Raw genomic sequence first — 15,533 nt, 5'->3', positions numbered from 1 at the left:
CTTGGTGTCTTGTTGGTGACTCAGGTTTTTTTGACGAGCTTGCGAATCTGGTGTTCACCGTAGAGATACGCGGCGATCGCCTCGGTGTGGCGGGCCGCCTTGGCCACGTTGGCCTTGTTGGACGTCATCAGCGACACGGCCAGCGCCTCGATGACGGCCAGCGCGGCGCTCGAACTGCTGGGCAGCACCGGGTGCGTGCTGTGCGCGTACAGCACGTGGTGGCCCAGTTCGGCGAGCGGCGATGCGGGCGAATCGGTGATGGAGACGATGGTCGCGCCGGCATCGCGCGCGAACCGCGTCAGCGACGCGGCGTCCAGCGTGTAGCGCGGCAGCGAGATCACGACCAGCACGTCCTTGCCGGTGATGGTCGCGAGGTGACTGGCCGCGACCTCCGTGCCGCCGCTCGCCGCGGCTTCGACGACGTGGCGGCAGAACGGCTGCAGATGCATCGCGAGCGCGCCCGCGAGGAACGACGACAGGCCGAACCCCAGCACGTACACGGTGCGCGCCTTCGTGAGCACGGCGCCGACGCGGTCGATCTGCGTGCCGGCCAGCGCGCGGCTCGTGGCCGTGATGGCCGCTTCCGCATAGCCCAGGCTTTCCAGCGCGGGCGACGCCTTGGCGGTGCGTCGCGCAATCGTGCTGCGCAGTTTTTCGACGGGCTGCAGCACCGATTGCAGCGTCTCCGCCACCGCGCCGCGCATCGCCGCGTAGTTCTTGAAACCGAGGTCGCGCGCGAAGCGGCTGATGGTCGCCGTCGACACGGCGCACGCGTCGGCGAGTTCCTCGATGCCGAGCGCCGTCACGCGCACCTGGTTGCGCAGCACGTAATCCGCGATCGCGCGGTTCGACGCCGAGCCCTCGGCCAGTACCCGCAGCAGCGACTGGCCGAGCGAAGACTCGGCGAAACCGATGTCGGGCGAAGCGCTGGACGGGACGGTAGAAGTCATGTGACCGGATGTCAATGAGTTAATGTTTTTTAATGTAAAACAGTTACAGCGCCCAACTCAACAACATTTTGAAAATAATCTTTCATCGATTTACGTTGTGTAAAAATTCATACATAATCGGCCGCAGACCCGACGCCAGGAGACCCGTCCGCATGCATACGAAGACCCATCCGATCGCGACCGAACCGGGCGTCGCCAGCTACCAGCTCACGTCGTACCACTACGGCAGCGCGGGCAGCGGCAGCAAGGTCTATATCCAGGCGTCGCTGCATGCGGACGAGGTGCCCGCGATGCTCGTCGCGCACTTCCTGCGGCGCGAGCTCGAACGGCTCGATGGCGAAGGCCGCATCCGCGGCGAAGTGATCCTCGTACCCGCCGCGAATCCGATCGGGCTGTCGCAGATCGTGCACGGCGCGCCGTTCGGGCGCTTCGACCTCGGCACCGGCACCAATTTCAACCGCGCCTTCCGCCATGTGGCCGACGAATTGAAAGACGCGCTGGCCGGCCGACTGGGGGCCGATGCAGCCGCGAACGTCGCGGCGATCCGAGCGGAGGCACGCGCCGCCATCGAGCGGTGGGAGCCGCTGGATGCCACGCAGGTGCTGAAGAAGACGCTGCTGGGGATGGCGATCGACGCCGACATCGTGCTCGATCTGCACTGTGACAACGAGGCGCTGCTGCACGTCTATACCGGTCCCGCGCTGGCGGACCGCGTGGCACCGCTGGCGACGCTGCTCGGTGCGCGCGCCTATCTGCTGTCCGCGGGTTCCGGCGGCGAGCCGTTCGACGAGGCGTGCAGCCGGCTGTGGTGGGACCTGGCCGAGCACTTCGGCCCGTCGATCCCGATCCCGCCCGCGTGCGCCGCCGTCACGGTCGAACTGCGTGGCGAGATGGACGTGCGTTACGATTACGCCGAGCAGGATGCGCACGCGCTGCTGCAGTATCTTGCGCGCGAAGGCGTCATCGACATCCAGCACGACGTGCTGCCCGCGCCGCGGTGCGCGGCGTCGCCGCTGGAAGCCGTGGAGCCGCTGCACGCGCCGCAGACGGGTGTGCTCGTGTTTTTAAAAGCGCTGGGCGACGAGGTCAAGGCGGGCGACGCCATCGCCGACATCGTCAACCCCGTCACCGGCGACACGGCCACGGTACATGCGAGCCGCGACGGCCTGCTGTTCGCGAGCACCGCGCACCGCCACCTGCTGCGCGGGATGCACATCTGTAAGATCGCGGGGACGACGCCCTTCCGTTCGGGTTCCTTACTGAGTCAGTGACATGCGACTACGCATTCCCAATACCTTCGTGCTGCTGTTCGGGATCCTCGCGCTGATCGCGCTGGCGACGTGGTTCATCCCCGGCGGGAAGTACGACACGCACCTCGTCGACGGCAAGCAGCTCATCGACCCGGCCTCGTTCCACTATGTCGCGAGCGCGCCGCAAGGGCTCGTGGCGCTAATGAAGGCGCCCATCAAGGGCTTCGTCGAAGCGGCGCAGATCATCGGCTTCGTGCTGGTCGTCGGCGGCGCGTTCGCCGTCGTGCAGAAGACCGATGCGATCGACACGGGCATCCGCTCGATCGCCCGCATGCACGAGCACTCGGCGCTCGTGCGCGCCGCGCTGATTCCCGTCTTCGTCACGCTGTTCTCGCTCGGCGGCGCCACGTTCGGCATGAACGAGGAGGCGATTCCGTTCGTGCTGATCTTCGTGCCGCTGGCGCTGGCGCTCGGCTACGACACCATCGTCGGCGTGTCGATTCCCTTCCTCGGTTCGCAGGCCGGCTTCGGCGCCGCGTTCCTCAATCCGTTCAACGTCGGCATCGCGCAGGGCATCGCGGGCGTGCCCGTGTTTTCGGGGATCGGGTATCGCCTGATCGTGTGGGTGGCGACGACGACCGTCACGATCCTGTTCCTGATGTGGTACGCGGCGCGCGTGAAGCAGAACCCGACATTGAGCCCGACCTATGTGCTGGACCAGACGCGGCGCCAGGAACAGCCGGTACATGTGGGGCTCGACCGCATGACGGCCCGGCACAAGGCGGTGCTGGCGATCTTCGCGCTGTCGCTCGCGGCGATGGTGGTCGGCGTGGTGAAATTCGACTGGTACATCGACGAGATCGCGGCGCTGTTTTTATCGATGGCGATTGTCGTGGGCATCGTCGGGCGGCTGGGGCCCGACAACTGGGTGGCGGCGTTCATGCAGGGCGCAAAAGACCTGGCGCCGACGGCGCTCGTGATCGCGATCGCGCGCGGCACGATGATCCTCGCGCGCGATGCGCACATCATCGACACGATGCTGCACGGCCTGATGCCGCTCGTGCAGTCGAGCCACCCCGTGTTCGCGGCGCAGAAGATGTACCTGATCCAGTCGGTGATCAACTTCTTCATCCACTCAGGCACGGGCCAGGCCGCGCTGACGATGCCGATCATGGCACCGCTCGCGGACCTGGTGGGCGTCACGCGCCAGACCGCGATCCTCGCGTTCCAGCTGGGAGAATTGTCGACGCCGATGATCCCGACGTCCGGCATCACGGTCGGCGTGCTCGCGCTCGCGCGCGTGCCGTGGATCACGTGGGCCAGGTGGATGATCCCGCTGCAGCTGATCTACCTCGTGCTGGCCCTCGTGCTGCTCATACCCCCCTGCCTGATGCAGTGGGGCTGAGCCACGCAGTAACAGATCAGGTTACTTCGCGATCTTCACCAGCACCACGTCGTTCGCGCGCATCGGCACCTGCACGTTCGCGGTGCCGTTCGCCGCGACCTTCACGGTGCGCGTCTCGGGCTTGTCCACCGTCTGCGCCTGCAGCTTGGCGAGCTGGTCGCCGGTGAGCGTCTTCGGCTTGCCCATCTCGATGTAGGCCGTGTACGCATCGTTGGCCTTGAAGCCCGTGCGGTACACCTGGACGTTATACGTGCCCGGCTTCATGCCCTTCAGCGACAGCTTCAACGGCGTGGCGTTCTTCGTCGGCTGGACGGCGCCGAAGAACGGACGGTTGGTCTTCTTGCCCATGTCCGGCGTCTGGAAGTCCCACGCCAGCACCTGCACGCCGTTCGCGTCCTTCGTCACCCAGCTTTGCTTGTCGCTGGTCTGCACCTGCTGCTCGCCCAGTTCGTTCATGTACTTGTAGGCGAACCAGGCGGCCTTGCGGATGCCCTGCGGATTCATCAGGCCGAAACCGCCTTCGAACGGCGCGGTCGGCGGACCCGGTTCCTCGAACAGGTCCGTATAGGTCCAGTAGCTCATGCCCTGCGCGATGCCTTCCGTCGCCTTCAGCTTCGACAGGATGTAGGCGGCGCTCATGTACGAATCGTGCACGAGGTCGCGCGGGTTGTAGCTCGTGCTCCATTCCGTGAAATACAGCGGCAGCTTGGGCAGGTAGGAGGCTTCGATCTCCTTGCGGACCTTGCGCACGTCGCCGACGATACCGTCCGGCGACGGCGACAGCTTCTGGTCGCCCTGGCCATTTTCGTCCAGGAAGCCGCCGTCCACGCCGTACGTGTGCGTGGCGATGAAGTCGACCGCGGCACCGCTCTTCTGCGTGTGCGCGAGGAATTCCGGCACCCAGGCCGCACCGGCCGTCGCCGGACCGCCCACGCGCAGGGTCGGGTCGATCGCCTTGATGGTCTTGGCGGTCACGTCATACAGGTCGAAGTAGGCCTTCTGGTCGGCCTTTTCCCAGAAACCGTCCAGGTTCGGCTCGTTCCACACTTCGAAGAACCAGGTGCGCACTTCTTCCTTGCCGTAGCGCTGCTGCACGTGGCGCACGAAGGCGTCGACGAGGCCCGCCCACAGTTCCGGTTTCGGGTGCGAGGTATTGCCCTTCCAGTAGAAGATGCTGTTGTCCGACGTCTTCATCGCCTCCGGCGTGAAGCCCAGCTCGACGAACGGCTTGATGCCCATGCCCAGCAGCTTGTCGTACAGGTAGTCGATCTTCGTCCAGTCATAGACAGGCTTGCCGTCGACGACCTTGAACGTGCCCAGCACGTCGTGGAAGATGCCGTGGAAGCGGATGTAGCGGAAGCCCAGCTCGTCCTTCGCGATCTTCAGTTGGGCCAGGCTGTCGTCGCGGATCAGCGTGCCCGGATAATCGGAGCCCACCGACAGGTCGGCGGCATGGTCGCGCGCGACGGTCGGCGCGTTCGCGTCGATGACGATCTGGCGCGCGGCGTCGGCAGCCATGGCGGGCAGTGCGAATGGGGTAGTGAAAGCCAGCGCCAGAGCGGCGCGCAGCACGGTGCGGCGGTGTCTCATGTCTATTGTCCTTTTTACGTCGAAGCTCGCTTATATCAAGATGTTTGCGCTAACAATGCAAGTTGACGACAGGATAGAGGATAAGGGTCATTTAGTAAAATCAAAAACCAAATGAAATCCCACAACACGATGGGTAAAAAATGCCGACGCTTGAAACGCCACCCGAAAGCGGCGTTCGGTCCCGGATGCCGCGCGGCTAGGCGCCAGGATGCAGGATCACCTTGGTCCAACCGTGGTCGCGACTATCGAAGTGCTTGTAGGCGTCGGGCGCCTGGTCCAGTTTCAGCTGATGGGAAACGATGAACGACGGCTTGGCGCGGCCGGCGTGGATCAGGTCGCGTAATTGGCGGTTATAGGCCTTGACGTTGCACTGGCCGGTGGCGACGCGTTGCCCCTTGAACCAGAGTTGGCCCCAGTCGAGCGCAAGCTTCCCTTCCTTCTCCAGTTCGTCCGGACCGTTCGGATCCTGCGGGACGAACACGCCGACCACCCCGATCCCGCCGGTGAACTTGACCGAGCCGATCAGGTTGTTCATCGTGAGGTTGGGCCGCTCCTGGCGGTGATGATGATGGTCGTGGCACTGGTAGCCGACGCATTCGCAGCCCACGTCCGCGCCGACCCCCTGGGTCAGGTCCATGACGCGCTGCACCGGGTCTTCCTTCGAATAATCGATCGTGATCGCACCGATCGATTCGGCCAGCTTGAGCCGGTCGGAATGGCAGTCGACCACCATCACGTTGCAGGCCCCCTTGATCATCGCCGAGTGCGCAGCCATCAGGCCCACCGGTCCCGCGCCGTAGATGACGACCGAGTCGCCGGGCTTCATGCCGGCCAGTTCGGTCGCGTGCCAGCCGGTCGGAAAGATGTCGGCGCACATCACGTAGTCGGCTTGCTTGTCCTCCGCATCGTCCGGCAGCTTCAGGCACATGAAGTCGGCCCAGGGCACCCGCAGGGCCTCGGCCTGGCCGCCCTGCCATGGTCCCATGTCGGCGAAGCCGAAGGCGCCGCCGGCAACGCCCGGCTCGTTCGCCCGCAGGCAGTAGGCGGTGAGGCCGCGCTCGCAGTTCTTGCAATGGCCGCAGCTGATATTGAAAGGCAGGGCAACCCAGTCTCCAGGCTTGACCCGCTCGACCGCCGGTCCGACTTCCATGACCACGCCGAGGTTCTCGTGACCGAAGATGCGTCCCTGCTCGAAATCGGTCCGGCCTTCGTACATATGGAGGTCCGAGCCGCAGATGTTGGTGCTGGTGATCTTGACGATGGCATCCGTTGGACGCTCGATCTTTGGATCCGGTACGTTCTCGACTGCGACCTCGTTCGGGCCGCGATAGACAACAGCTTTCATAAGATACTCCTGTAGCGCCAGGATATGACTGCCTCGCATGACAGAACGCGGCACGGCGTCCCGGCTGTCCTTCGATGAACCCCACGGCAAGCCCGTGGGACCGCCTGCCCACCGGTGCGCCGTCTGGCGTTTGCGGTAGCATCCGCCGCATATGGACCGACATATTCCCGTTTCAATACCGGGTCAATGGCTTATTTTCGGTGGTTGCCTCAGGGCTTGCATTGTCGTGCCTGGCGTCATCGTAGGCGCTCTGCATTATGTTGGTTAGTTGCATTAATCTCGATGACGCGGTGATGAGCAAAGAAAAAGGACAGGCGAACCTGTCCTTTTTCCGTTTTGTTGTTGCGGCCGCATCGTCGTGCGTGCGGCCGTCGTCTCCTCGCCGATTTCTCCGCGGTAGCCTTACTCGGCCAGGCGCTTCTCCAGCTGCGCCTTGGTCGCGACCAGTTCCTGCGGCAGGCGGTAGGCCAGCTTGTCGAACAGCTCGCTGTGCAGCTTCAGTTCCTCGCGCCACGCGTCCTTGTCGATCGACGTGATCTGGTTGAACTGCTCGTTCGTGAACTCGATGCCGGTCCAGTTCAGGTCGCCGTACGTCGGGGTGGTGCCGAACATGTGCTCGACGCCGCCGCCCTGGCCCTGGCTGCGATCGAGGATCCATTTCAGCACGCGCATGTTGTCGCCGTAGCCCGGCCACACGAATTTGCCGTTGTCATCGGTGCGGAACCAGTTGACGCAGAAGATCTTCGGCAGCGCTTGCGGGTTCTTGTCCGCGACTTTCCGGCCCAGGTTGAGCCAGTGCTGGAAGTAATCGCTCATGTTGTAGCCGATGAACGGCAGCATGGCGTACGGGTCGCGGCGCACGATGCCCATCTGGCCGGCGGCGGCGGCCGTCGTCTCCGAGCCCATCGTGGCGGCCATGTACACGCCTTCCGTCCAGTTGCGGGCTTCCGTCACGAGCGGCACCGTCGTCGAGCGGCGGCCGCCGAAGATGAAGGCCGAGATCGGCACGCCGGCGGGATCGTCCCAGGCCGGGTCGATCACCGGGTTCTGCGTGGCGGCGACGGTGAAGCGCGCGTTCGGGTGCGCGGCCTTGGTGCCGGACGCCGGCGTCCAGTCTTTACCTTGCCAGTCGATCAGGTGCGCCGGGGCTTCCTTGGTCATGCCTTCCCACCACACGTCGCCGTCGTCGGTCAGCGCCACGTTCGTGAAGATGACGTTTTCGCGCAGCGAGGCCATGCAGTTCGGATTCGTCTTGTCGTTCGTGCCCGGGGCGACGCCGAAGTAACCCGCTTCCGGGTTGATGGCGTACAGCTTGCCGTCGGCGCCCGGCTTGATCCAGGCGATGTCGTCGCCGATGGTCGTGACCTTCCAGCCTTCGAAGCCGGCGGGCGGGATCAGCATCGCGAAGTTCGTCTTGCCGCAGGCCGACGGGAACGCGGCCGCGACGTATTTCTTGTCGCCCTGCGGCGATTCCACGCCAAGGATCAGCATGTGCTCGGCCAGCCAGCCCGGACCGCCCTGCTGGGCGTCCTGGTACCCCATGTTGGAGGCGATGCGCAGCGCGAAGCATTTTTTACCCAGCAGCGCGTTGCCGCCGTAGCCCGAGCCGAACGACCAGATTTCGCGCGTTTCCGGATAGTGCACGATGTACTTGGTCGCGTTGCACGGCCAGCGCACGTCCTGCTGGCCCGCCTGCAGCGGCATGCCGACGGTGTGCACGCACGGCACGAAATCGCCGTCGGCACCCAGCACGTCGTACACGGCCTTGCCCATGCGGGTCATGATGCGCATGTTGACGGCGACATACGGCGAATCGGACAGTTCCACGCCGATGTGCGCGATCGGCGAGCCCAGCGGGCCCATCGAGAACGGCACGACATACATCGTGCGGCCGGCCATGCAGCCGTCGAACAGGCCGTTCAGGGTTTGGCGCATCTCGTTCGGGTCGGTCCAGTTATTGGTGGGACCTGCCTGCTCCTTGGTCGCCGAGCAGATGAAGGTGCGGTCTTCGACGCGCGCCACGTCGCTCGGGTCGGAACAGGCCAGGTACGAGTTCGGGCGCTTCTCCGGGTTCAGGCGCTTCATCGTGCCGGCTTCGACCATCTGTGCACACAGGCGGTCGTACTCTTCTTCGGAGCCGTCGCACCAATAGATGGCGTCGGGCTTCGTGAGGGTCGCGATCTCGGCCACCCAATTGATGAGTTTGTTGTGCTTGATGTAAGCTGGGACGTTCAGTGCGGCGACGCCGCCCATCACGGGCTGGTTCATACATACCTCCAATGCCAATTAAGAATCCCTGGCGATTCCGATGGCCTTGATGCGGCAGAGGCGGCGGCCTGCAATGCGCGCGACGGTCGGAATCCCGTTTATCTTGTCCCGGCAGGATCGTCGTCAAGGATGGCCTCGTGGGCCCGCACCTGGAAATCCGTGCGGTTCACGGTTCAGTGCTACGGCGGTCATGTCGCCAGCCCGGGGTCGCGTATGCGCGGATGCCGGCAGGCTGGTTGGAACGTGTGCTGCTGGCCGCAAATGATGTCAGTCTGACATCTCGGGCTCTTATTTCTGGTCGATTCTACACCTGTGCAAACCCGTTTCAAATGCTTCAATAACAAAAATGTAGGAATTTTGGTTGAGTGATGTAGTAGGCTATTTCCCATCGTTCAAATTCTGTCATTTCATTACTTTCTTGCTGATAACATCCGCTAACATCCATGAAAATTGCGATCCTTGACGATTACCAAGACGCCGTCCGTACCCTTGAATGCTTCCGCATGTTGGACGGGCACGAGGTTAAAGTGTTCAACAGTTCGACCCGCGGCCTGGGCCAGCTGGCGATCCGCCTGGCGCCCTTCGACGCCCTCGTGCTGATCCGCGAGCGCACCGCGTTTCCGCGCGCGCTGCTGGCCAAGCTGCCCAATTTGAAACTGTTGTCACAGACGGGCAAGGTCGCCGGGCACATCGACGTGGCGGCCGCGACCGAGCACGGCATCGCGATCGCGGAAGGCGTCGGTTCGCCCGTCGCGCCCGCCGAACTGACGTGGGCGCTGATCATGGCCGCCAGCCGCAAGATCGTGCCCTATGCCAACAACCTGAAGGACGGGCTGTGGCAAACGGCGTCGATCAATCCGGAACTCAACGGCCTGGGCCGCGTGCTGAAGGGTCGTACGCTGGGGATCTGGGGTTACGGCAAGATCGGACACCTGATCGCGGGGTATGCGCAGGCGTTCGGCATGCAGGTGATGGTGTGGGGGAGCGATAAAAGCCGGGCCGCCGCGGTTGCCGACGGCTTATCGGCCGCACCCACGCGCGAAGCATTCTTCGCGCAGGCCGACGTGGTCAGTGTGCACCTGCGGCTGAACGATGCGACGCGCGGCATCGTCAAGGCGGACGACCTGGCGCGCATGAAGCGTGACGCGTTGTTCGTGAACACGAGCCGGGCGGAACTGGTCGAGGAAGGTGCGCTGGAAGCCGCGCTGCGCAAGGGACGGCCGGGGTATGCGGCGCTGGACGTGTTCACCAGCGAGCCGCTGGCGGGCGATGCGGATATCCTGAAAATTCCGACCGTGCTGGCGACGCCGCACATCGGCTACGTGGAGCGCGACAGTTATGAGCTGTATTTCCGGGCGGCGTTCGAGAATGTCGTGAATTTCGCGAACGGAACGCCGACCAATATCCTGAATCCCGCGAATTAACGAAGCTCGGGCTCGCCCGTGAAGTTGGGCTTGGGCATCGGCATCTCATGCCGGCGCGTCCACAAGCCGGCCCAGCCCGGCGGCCACTCGATCACGGGCCCGGCGTACGCGGGCAACCCGGCACGCACGGGCACGATAGGCACGGGCGGCATCTCGATGAGGCCGCCGTTCGCGTTCTTTTGCATCGGGGCCATGTCGAAGGAATACATGTAGCCCGGCAGCAGCGCATCGCACACGTTCGCGAACCACGCGGTGTGGTCCTCATCGCGCCCGAGTGCGCGCGCGAGGCCTTCCGGGTCGAACTTGGCCAGTGCATGAATCAGCTCGTCCGTGGTGGCACCCGGCGCATCCCCCCATCCCATCACGGGGTTATTGTTGTAGTCGGCGCCCGACCCATACCAGCCTTCGCGCCAAGGCCGTTGCATCCAGTCCCGCTTACCCGTAAACAATTGCCAGCGCCAGTGCAGGCCGGACGGCTTCGGCCAGGCATACAGGTACAGCTTTTCGTAGCCGGCCTTGTGCAGCTCGCGCACCATCGCCATCAGGCGCGCATGCGGCATGCGGTCCGGCGGCGAGCGGCGGAACAGGATCGCTTCGCCGTCGGCATGCTGCACCTCGTCGGTCGACAGGTTCAGGTCGAGCGTGCGCGACTCGTTGCCGAAGCGTGCGGAAATCCAGCCTGTCAGCAGGTTGACGTGGGTGATGACACCATAGCCGCGGTGGCGATGGAAGATGACGGTTCCAGGTGCGACGGGTTTCATTGGGAAGGCGGGCTCGGCCCAAAAAGGAGAAAGGATACTCATCCGATCCGGACGATTCTAGCGCAGACACATACGGATACACTACGGTTTGCGGCTATCATTACCCACCTTTTTTTACCGAGTTTTCAAATCATCATGACTTTGCGGATCATCGCCACCGGCGGCACTTTCGACAAACACTACAACGAACTCAATGGCGTTCTGGGCTTTGCCGAAAGCCACTTGCCGGAGGTCATCGCGCGTTCCCGCATGACCATTCCCGTCGAGCTGCAGGTCGTGTCCATGCTCGATTCGCTGGAGATGCAGGACACCGACCGCCAGAATGTGCTGGCCGCCTGCCAGGCTGCGACCGAGAAGCAGATCGTGATCGTGCACGGCACCGATACGATGCGCGAAACGGCCGAGGTGCTGGGCGCGGCAACGTCGGACAAGACCATCGTGTTCACGGGCGCCATGATCCCGTACGAAATCGCCAACTCGGACGCCCTGTTCAACTTCGGCTTCGCCTGCGCCGCCGCGCAGATGCTGCCACCGGGCGTCTACGTGGCGATGAACGGCAAAGTCTTTACCTGGGATAACGTCACGAAGAACCGCGCAGCGGGCGTGTTCCAGGCGCTGTGAAACCGGGGTCAGAGCCCCGATTTGGGCAATTGCTTAAAATCGGGCTCTGACCCCGGTGTGCCGGGCGCTGCGCGATTTCGTCAATTCCTATAATCGGTTTTCCACGAACCTGAGGAGCTAAAGCGATGAGCGAGCAGCGCCCTACCCTGACCACGCGCCAGGGCCATCCCGTCCGCGACAACCAGGCCATGCGTTCCGTCGGCGAACGCGGTCCGGCCACCCTCGAGAACTACCAGTTCATCGAAAAGATCACCCACTTCGACCGCGAACGGATCCCCGAGCGCGTGGTGCATGCGCGCGGCACGGGCGCGCACGGTTATTTCGAAGCCTACGGCAAGATCGGCGACGAGCCCGCCAGCAAGTACACCCGCGCGCGCGTCCTCAACGAGACCGGCGTGCAGACGCCCGTGTTCCTGCGCTTCTCGACCGTGATCGGCGGCAAGGAATCGCCGGAGACGGCACGCGATCCGCGCGGCTTCGCCGTCAAGCTGAAGACCGTCGAAGGCAACTGGGACCTCGTCGGCAACAACCTGAAAGTCTTCTTCATCCGCGATGCGATCAAGTTCCCGGACATGATCCACGCCTTCAAACCCGATCCCGTCACGAACCAGCAGGAGCCGTGGCGCTTCTACGATTTCATCTGCAGCCACCCGGAAGCGCTGCACATGGTTACGTGGGTCAAGAGCCCATGGGGCATTCCCGCCAATTACCGCGAGATGGAAGGCTCGGGCGTCAACACGTATAAACTCGTGAACGACCAGGGCATTGCCCACCTCGTCAAATTCCACTGGCAGCCGAAACAGGGCGTGCGCAACCTGACGAGCCAGCAGGCCGCGGAAATCCAGGCACACGACACGAGCCACGCCACGCGCGACCTGTACGACGCGATCGAGCGCGGCGACTTTCCTGAGTGGGAATTCTGCGTGCAGATCATGAGCGACGGCGAGCATCCGGAGCTGGAATTCGACCCGCTGGACGACACGAAACGGTGGCCGGAAGACCGCTTCCCGCTGCTGCCCGTCGGCCGCATGGTGCTCAACAAGAACCCGGACAATGTCTTCGCTGAAACCGAGCAATCGGCCTTCGGCACAGGCGTGCTCGTGGACGGCATCGACTTTTCGGACGACAAGATGCTGCAGGGCCGCACCCTGTCGTACTCGGACACGCAGCGCTACCGCGTCGGTCCGAACTATCTTCAGCTACCGATCAATGCCCCGCAAGAAAAGGCGCAGGCAAAGACCAACCAGCGCGACGGCCAGATGACCTTTTATGTAGACACCGGCGGCGAGGACAAGCACATCAACTACGAACCGAGTCTGCTGGGTGGCCTGGGCGAAGCGCCGCAGCCGGAGAAGGATTACCACCAGCACGTCGAGGGCCACCTGGGCCGCTACCAGACGAGCCGCACGGCCGACGACTACAAGCAGGCCGGCGACCGCTACCGCACGTTCCAGGACTGGGAGCGCGACGACCTCGTCAACAACGTCGGCAACGACCTCAAGAAATGTCCGGAAGTGATCCAGCTCCGCATGGTGTGGCACCTGTGGCATTGCGACGAGGATTACGGCCGCCGCGTGGCCGAGGTTGCCGGCATCGACCTGGAAAAGGCGAAGGCGCTGCAACCGCTGCCGGGCAAGCCGGCGCCGGGCGAGAATCGCCCGGGCTCGACCTACACGAGCGGCCAGCCGGAAAGCGGCGGCGGCAAGAAGGAACCGGCGACCACGGAGGAAGTGGCGTCGGCAAAATAAAACAGGGGCCCGGATGAACGTCCGGGCCGTTTTTGCTTACGCCTTGGCTTCGCCGCCCAGCGCCTCGACCAGGTCGGTCAGCATCTTGGCCAGTTCGCCGGTCATCAGCATGATGTCGTTATCAAAACGCTCGTCATCGCTGTAGGTGATGGTTTCGTTTTCCTTGATCACGTCCAGCGGCTTGATGCCCTTGACGGCCAGCTGCTCGGTCAGCACGAACGAGATGCGGCTGTTCCACGTCATGGCCAGGCGCGTGCACTGCTTGCCGTTGGCGATGTGGCGGCGGATGTCTTCCGGGTCCAGCGAGTGCTTCACGTAGCGCACGGCGGCCTTGCTCTCGCCGGTGGCGCGCAGTTCCGTGTCCTGGTCGATCGTGAAGTTGTACGGCGCCTCGTCCGATTCCAGCCAGCCCGTCATCACGGCAACCGGCGACTTTTGCACGCGCAGCGATTCCAGCGGCAGCTTGTCCACGGCCTTCAGCAGCAGCTTGATGACGTCGTCGGCCTTGCTCGGGCTGGCGGCGTCGACGACGAGCCAGCCGTTGACCGGGTCGATCCACGTCCACACGTTGCCGCGGATGGAGAACGCGCGCGGCAGCAGCTCGTCGGCCACGCGTTCCTTGAGTTCTTTCATCGCCTTTTTACCCGGCGGGAAGCCCTGCTGCTCTTCCAGCTCGGCGGCCTTGGCCTTGGCCACCTGGTTGATGACCGAGCTCGGCAGCAATTTCTTTTCCGTGCCCAGCATCATCAGCATCTGCTTGTTGACGACGTGAACGAGTTTGCCGTTGCCGCGTGGCGAATCCCAGCCCTGGCGCAGCAATTCGTTGCTGCTGGCGGGCGTGAACGCCTGCGACTGCAGGGCCTCTTCCATCTGTTCAGGGGAGAAATTCCACGGTGCGGGCAGGCGGTAGATCTGAAGATTCTTGAACCACATAACGTTGCTTTCGGTTATCTCAGTATTTCAAAGGAACGACATTCTACACGCTGACCAGCGGCAAGATTCACGTCGTTGGATCGGTTTTTTAATGTGTTGCACGTTCGTCAAACAAGCTCAGTTGCTCGACGGTTTCCGTGTCGCTGAGGCGCACGCCGACGCCCAGCAGCCGCACGGGACGGCTCGCCCGCAGCCATCCTGTCTCCATCAGGTGACGGAACGTCGTCATGTTCGGCGCGTAGCCGACACACTCGACGGTCGTGCGCTGGAAGTCGGCAAACTTGATCTTTACGAACAATTTATTGATGAATTTTTCGGCATTGTTGCGCTTGATCCGGCCGAGCAGATGCTCGTACAGGTCGGGCAGCAGCGCGAGGCAGCCTTCCAGGTCGGGGACGTCCGGCGTGTACGTCTCCTCCGTGCTGATCGACTTGCGCTCGCGCACCGGATTCACGTCGCGGTCGTCGATGCCGCGGCACAGGTCGTACAGCCGCGCGCCGAACGAGCCGAAGTGCTGCTGCAGCTTGTCCATGTTCCAGTCGCGCAGGTCGCCGCACGTCTGCGCGCCGAGGCGATGCAGTTTCGCGGCCGTCACCTTCCCTACCCCGAACAATTTCTTGACCGGTAAGACGGCAACGAACGCATCCACTTCATCCGGGCGCACGAGGAACAGCCCGTCCGGCTTGTTCCAGTCGCTGGCGATCTTGGCCACGAACTTGTTCGGCGCCACGCCGGCCGACGCGGTGATGCCGACGGTTTCATGAATGCGGCGCCGGATTTCCTGGGCGATCAGGGTCGCGCTGCCCTTGCAGTGCGGCGAGTTCGTCACGTCGAGATAGGCCTCGTCCAGCGACAGCGGCTCCACGAGGTCCGTGTAGTCGCGGTAGATGTCCATGATCTGGCGCGACGCGACCCGGTACTTTTCCATGTTCGGTGGAATGAGGATCAGGTCCGGGCACAACTTCACCGCCTGCGCCGTCGCCATCGCCGAATGGATGCCGTAGCGGCGTGCCTCGTAGTTGCAGGTGGCAATCACGCCGCGCTGCTCGGCCCGCCCACCGACGGCCAGCGGCCGCCCGCGCAGGGACGGGTCGTCGCGCATCTCGACGGATGCGTAAAAACAATCGCAATCGCAGTGGATGATCTTGCGGACGGGGGCGTTCACGGTGGCGGTCGCCCGCGCCGAGCGACTACTGTAATTGCATACAGTATCGCTGGGAATTAGGAATAGTGCAAGG

At 63.7% G+C, this 15,533-nt stretch carries 12 protein-coding genes; 5 read left to right on the top strand and 7 right to left on the bottom strand.

What is annotated here, in order from left to right; genetic code table 11:
* Positions 1–20: 20 nt before the first annotated feature.
* Complete coding sequence (locus P0M04_RS10130) at positions 21–950, bottom strand: MurR/RpiR family transcriptional regulator (protein WP_259452591.1); 930 nt, start codon at positions 948–950, stop codon at positions 21–23.
* 152 nt (positions 951–1,102) lie between these two features.
* Between P0M04_RS10130 and P0M04_RS10125 the strand changes: the two genes are divergently transcribed.
* Entirely contained in the window at positions 1,103–2,221 is a 1,119-nt protein-coding gene (locus tag P0M04_RS10125) for a succinylglutamate desuccinylase/aspartoacylase family protein (protein WP_259452590.1), read from the top strand.
* A gap of 1 nt (position 2,222) precedes the next feature.
* Entirely contained in the window at positions 2,223–3,605 is a 1,383-nt protein-coding gene (locus P0M04_RS10120; protein ID WP_259452589.1) for a YfcC family protein, read from the top strand.
* A gap of 21 nt (positions 3,606–3,626) precedes the next feature.
* Here P0M04_RS10120 and P0M04_RS10115 read toward each other — a convergent pair whose 3' ends face one another.
* From P0M04_RS10115 to P0M04_RS10105, 3 genes are all read right to left on the bottom strand, one after another.
* Positions 3,627–5,195 (bottom strand): GH39 family glycosyl hydrolase, encoded by a 1,569-nt coding sequence (locus P0M04_RS10115; protein ID WP_259452588.1) that lies wholly within the window; start codon positions 5,193–5,195, stop codon positions 3,627–3,629.
* Between the two features lie 196 nt (positions 5,196–5,391).
* A complete protein-coding gene (locus tag P0M04_RS10110) occupies positions 5,392–6,540 on the bottom strand; it encodes a glutathione-independent formaldehyde dehydrogenase (protein WP_259452587.1) in 1,149 nt (382 codons plus the stop codon).
* A gap of 402 nt (positions 6,541–6,942) precedes the next feature.
* Positions 6,943–8,808, bottom strand: coding sequence for a phosphoenolpyruvate carboxykinase (GTP) (locus P0M04_RS10105; protein ID WP_259452586.1), 1,866 nt, complete (start codon positions 8,806–8,808; stop codon positions 6,943–6,945).
* A 443-nt stretch (positions 8,809–9,251) separates the two neighbouring features.
* Between P0M04_RS10105 and P0M04_RS10100 the strand changes: the two genes are divergently transcribed.
* A complete protein-coding gene (locus P0M04_RS10100) occupies positions 9,252–10,232 on the top strand; it encodes a D-2-hydroxyacid dehydrogenase family protein (protein WP_259452585.1) in 981 nt (326 codons plus the stop codon).
* Here the strand turns inward: P0M04_RS10100 and P0M04_RS10095 are convergent.
* The gene (locus P0M04_RS10095; protein ID WP_259452584.1) at positions 10,229–10,993 is read right to left on the bottom strand and encodes an L-asparaginase; all 765 of its coding nucleotides are present in this window, start codon (positions 10,991–10,993) and stop codon (positions 10,229–10,231) included. The two genes, P0M04_RS10100 and P0M04_RS10095, sit on opposite strands and share 4 nt — an antisense overlap.
* Positions 10,994–11,128: 135 nt before the next feature.
* Here P0M04_RS10095 and P0M04_RS10090 point away from each other — a divergent pair, with 135 nt between their 5' ends.
* Together P0M04_RS10090 and P0M04_RS10085 are read left to right on the top strand one after the other, a co-directional pair.
* Positions 11,129–11,614 carry an asparaginase domain-containing protein gene (locus tag P0M04_RS10090; protein ID WP_259452583.1) on the top strand — a complete coding sequence of 162 codons (486 nt, stop codon included), beginning with the start codon at positions 11,129–11,131 and terminating at the stop codon, positions 11,612–11,614.
* A gap of 125 nt (positions 11,615–11,739) precedes the next feature.
* The gene (locus tag P0M04_RS10085; protein ID WP_259452582.1) at positions 11,740–13,362 is read left to right on the top strand and encodes a catalase; all 1,623 of its coding nucleotides are present in this window, start codon (positions 11,740–11,742) and stop codon (positions 13,360–13,362) included.
* Positions 13,363–13,398: 36 nt separating this feature from the next.
* On the opposite strand, the gene P0M04_RS10080 is transcribed toward P0M04_RS10085, so the two are convergent.
* Both P0M04_RS10080 and dinB read right to left on the bottom strand, forming a co-directional pair.
* Positions 13,399–14,295 (bottom strand): recombination-associated protein RdgC, encoded by an 897-nt coding sequence (locus P0M04_RS10080; protein WP_036233477.1) that lies wholly within the window; start codon positions 14,293–14,295, stop codon positions 13,399–13,401.
* Positions 14,296–14,383: 88 nt separating this feature from the next.
* Positions 14,384–15,460 carry a DNA polymerase IV gene (dinB, locus tag P0M04_RS10075; protein ID WP_259452581.1) on the bottom strand — a complete coding sequence of 359 codons (1,077 nt, stop codon included), beginning with the start codon at positions 15,458–15,460 and terminating at the stop codon, positions 14,384–14,386.
* Positions 15,461–15,533: the final 73 nt, after the last annotated feature.

The organism is Telluria mixta, assembly GCF_029223865.1.
Taxonomy (GTDB): Bacteria; Pseudomonadota; Gammaproteobacteria; order Burkholderiales; family Burkholderiaceae_D; genus Telluria; species Telluria mixta.
The sequence above is the reverse complement of the archived record's forward strand: the minus strand, read 5'-3'. Positions and strand labels throughout refer to the sequence as shown.